We start from the raw sequence: 3,463 nt of genomic DNA, 5'->3' as shown, positions 1-3,463 counted from the left end.
AGATCGCCTCGCAGGTATGTCTCAAGGGGTGGCCACATGCCGTGGAACCGGTGGCCACATCATCGTGGAATCCGTGGCCACATGCGCGTGGAATACTCACTCCAAAAATATATTGGCGAGGGTGGAACACACTACGGGACGCGGTTCACCCTACGAGAAGAGACTGTCGAGGCCTATAACGCCCTCCCGTTTCGAATGGATGGCCAAGGGCTCGTTGCCCTCGACATGGGCGACAACGTCATCGACCCGCAAGGAACCCTGCAAATCGTTGGGGATACTTTGCCCATTGTGACCTTTCCGGGCGGCTCTCACCGGTTTGATCACATGCACAAGCTGGCAGCCGTGATCCGCTCGATGTTTTTTAGACCGCCAAGCGGAATGCACGGGTCGTCAGCTTGAGGACGGTTCCCCCCAACTTGCCCGTGAGGCTGAGGCCCACGCGGGCAGACGACAGGCCTCTCAATGCTTATTTCTGGATTCGTCAATCGAAGAGAGCACACGTGCCAACCGATCTGCCATGAGGCCCGCTGATCTGGGTGAACTTGAGATGCGGCGCAGCTCCTGCAGCGCCCAGTCAGAAGCGCCAATGCGCCCCGCGGCAACCATCAAGTGCTCGACAGCTTCATCAATGTCTAACGGCGACGGTTCATAACCGCGGCCCTGAACGAGATGCCGGACCGCGCAAAAGGCAACCTGTGCGGCAAAATCGGGCTCCTTGAGTTTCAGGTCGCGGGCCGCGCGGATCAAGGTTGCCGGTGCCGCGTCATGGTGAGCGGCGCAATCCAGCGCGATATCAAGGAACCTTGCCGTCTTTGCGGCGGCAAACCATTTTCCCTTTGATTCATGAGCAGCGATCAAATCCTCAAGGATCATCCGGGCGTCGAGGTCTGGGTAGCGCTTCACCAGATCACGCCAGATGGCAAGATAGGTATTACCCGAGGCCGTGGGCAGACCAAATCGACGATAGGCATGCTCCGCACGGCCTTGGCGGACTAGGATGTGTTCACAAAACCGGGCAATGTCTCGACGCCCCCAAGGTTGGCGGTCATCGGCAAGAAGCGCTTCTGCGTAGGCCAAGGCTTCATCCTCACGCCCTTGACGCAACAAGGCCTCAGCGCCGAACTTTTCGTCAAACCAGAGATGGGTCTTCTTGATCGCCAGCAAATCGAGAAGCTCAGCGAAGCGCCCTGCCTCAAGCAAGCAGGACAGCGTCAAAGTTGCGGTCGGAACATGTGCATAACGTACGTGATCGGACCATGCGGCCTGGATGAGATCGAGATCACGATCTGCATGCAGGTTCATCAAAGCCGGGAAGGCCGCGATTTCACCAAATCGATCCGCGATCGGTGCGAGGTAATCAACACCGTCATCGAGGATCGCCTCACGCAGAAGCTCCAGCCATTTCCCCCGAGTGTCCTCTTCAGTAGGTGCATCGATCAAGATTGGCACAAGTTCATCAAGCGTCCGGCGGACCGCTGTGCCGAGTGCTCCGGAGGATGTGTCAATATGCTCAAAAGCGGGCCAAATGCGCTGGGCCAGCGCAATGACGCCCTCAGCGGCGATCACAGGTTCCGAGCGGGCCACCGCTCGGATTTCGGCGCTGGCGGACTTTAGCCTGTCGATAGCCTTTGCCGAGGAGCGCCAGCTGTAAGCACCAGCACGCATGCCGGATTTGAACGCCCATTTATGTGCGGGACGCCGAGCCACAATTATTGTCCTCGTGATGATGTTCGCTGAACCCAGTTGGAACCAGCGTAGCCGACAACATGTACGAAAACCGTTCGCGTGGCATCATCGACCGTGAAGGCGACAACTGCCTTCCTGCCTGCAGGAATGGCGCGAAGGCCCGGAGCTATCTCCGCTCGGATGCTGCCCTTGTGCGGCGTGTCCGCGAGGCTCAATACGACTTCCTCAATCTCAGCCAATCGACGCTCTGCCGCTTGCGGCCCCGCGTAGCTGGCGATCATTTCCGCAATCGATTTCAGGTCGTCGCCGGCAGCCGGGTGGAACCGGATACGATATTTCATCTTGCGCGCGGCGCTCAGATGGCTCGACGCGCTGCAGCAAAAACAGGCGCAGGGTCGACATATTCATCGCGCGAGGTTTGCATCCGCGCCCGAATTTCATTGGCCATGCCATCAAGTAGGATAGCCCGCTCCTCTTCATCACGGATCATCTGCTCAAGCGCTGCGGCAACAGCCGCACTCTGTGAGGCAAATACGCCCTCACCGACTTTCTCAGTCAAGAAGCGATGGTGGCGGTCGGTAAAGCTCAGGGTGGTTTTGTGGGTCATCATTTGCCTCCAGTATGACTAAGTAGTCTACGCGGACATAACTAAGTTTTCAACAGATGGCGCACCGTGCCTCTGCCCACTGATCGATCTGTTATAAGGAAATTTTTTCGCGGTCACCACAGCAGATCACCCGCCGCCCTTTCAACCGCCTTGGGCGTTTCTGCTCAGGGGATTAACGGAAGCGGACACCTCAGATCGGGCACGGCCTGCGGAGAATAGCCCTCGATTCTCCGCAATTTATGCGGCGTATTTCCTTGCGCCTGCGGAGAATACAGCGCACAATCGTCGCGTATTATGCGGAGTTTGCGATGTATATCTGGGAGCAACCTGACTGGCCAAACCTAACCTGGCAGGATGCGGGCATTTCAACTCCTCTCGCGGCAGTTCGCCACGACCAAGGACGATTGATCGGGCGAATGGAAGCGCTGGGCTTCAAACTGCGCGAGGAAGCCGTCCTTCAGACGCTAACTCAGGACGTCGTTAAAACAAGCGAAATCGAAGGCGAACAGCTCGACGCGACTCAGGTGCGATCATCACTCGCACGGCGGCTTGGTATCGATATTGGCGCCCTGCCTCCGACCGATCGCAACGTCGAAGGGATCGTTGAGGTGATGCTGGACGCAACGCGGAACTATCAGGCCGCACTCACTGACGAGCGCCTTTTCGGATGGCATGCCGCGTTGTTCCCCACCGGACGCAGCGGCATGACTAAGATCATCGTTGGAGGATGGCGCGGTGACAGTACTGGCCCGATGCAGGTGATTTCGGGGCCTTACGGTAAGGAGAGGGTTCACTACTCGGCCCCGCCTGCACCAAGGGTTACCGCCGAGATGAAGGCCTTCCTCACATGGTTCAACGCGCCCCTGACCACTGATCCGGTCATCAAGGCTGCGCTGGCGCATTTGTGGTTCGTGACCATTCACCCATTCGAGGATGGCAACGGCCGCATTGCCCGCGCCATCGCTGATCTAGCGCTTGCCCGGTCAGAGGAGAGCCCGCAGCGATTTTACAGGGCACCTCTAAAAATTGCCCTGAACCCGGCGCTGCGGTATGATCGGGGCGGCAAACTGGGATGGGGGTAAGACGATGGCGCAGATGGGTTTCTTTGATCTTTCGGACCGGTATGCGAGCCTCGATGCCAAGCGCGATCCGTTGGTCGAGATCGACGCC

The 3,463-nt window shown here is 58.3% G+C and carries 4 protein-coding genes; 1 reads left to right on the top strand and 3 read right to left on the bottom strand.

Translation table 11 applies throughout. From position 1 onward, the window contains the following. Positions 1-459: 459 nt before the first annotated feature. Genes ACH107_RS31180 through ACH107_RS31170 form a run of 3 tightly spaced genes read right to left on the bottom strand, consistent with a single transcriptional unit; the run spans position 460 to position 2,293 of the window. The gene (locus tag ACH107_RS31180) at positions 460-1,707 is read right to left on the bottom strand and encodes a hypothetical protein (protein WP_167199659.1); all 1,248 of its coding nucleotides are present in this window, start codon (positions 1,705-1,707) and stop codon (positions 460-462) included. A gap of 2 nt (positions 1,708-1,709) precedes the next feature. Next, positions 1,710-2,027, bottom strand: a complete 318-nt coding sequence (locus ACH107_RS31175) for a type II toxin-antitoxin system RelE/ParE family toxin (RefSeq protein ID WP_167199656.1) — start codon at positions 2,025-2,027, stop codon at positions 1,710-1,712. Positions 2,028-2,041: 14 nt separating this feature from the next. After that, positions 2,042-2,293, bottom strand: coding sequence for a hypothetical protein (locus tag ACH107_RS31170; protein WP_167199653.1), 252 nt, complete (start codon positions 2,291-2,293; stop codon positions 2,042-2,044). A 308-nt stretch (positions 2,294-2,601) separates the two neighbouring features. Between ACH107_RS31170 and ACH107_RS31165 the strand changes: the two genes are divergently transcribed. Then, entirely contained in the window at positions 2,602-3,375 is a 774-nt protein-coding gene (locus ACH107_RS31165) for a Fic family protein (protein WP_412509544.1), read from the top strand. Positions 3,376-3,463: the final 88 nt, after the last annotated feature.

This window comes from Roseovarius halophilus (ex Wu et al. 2025), from assembly GCF_047086965.1.
The sequence above is the reverse complement of the archived record's forward strand: the minus strand, read 5'-3'. Positions and strand labels throughout refer to the sequence as shown.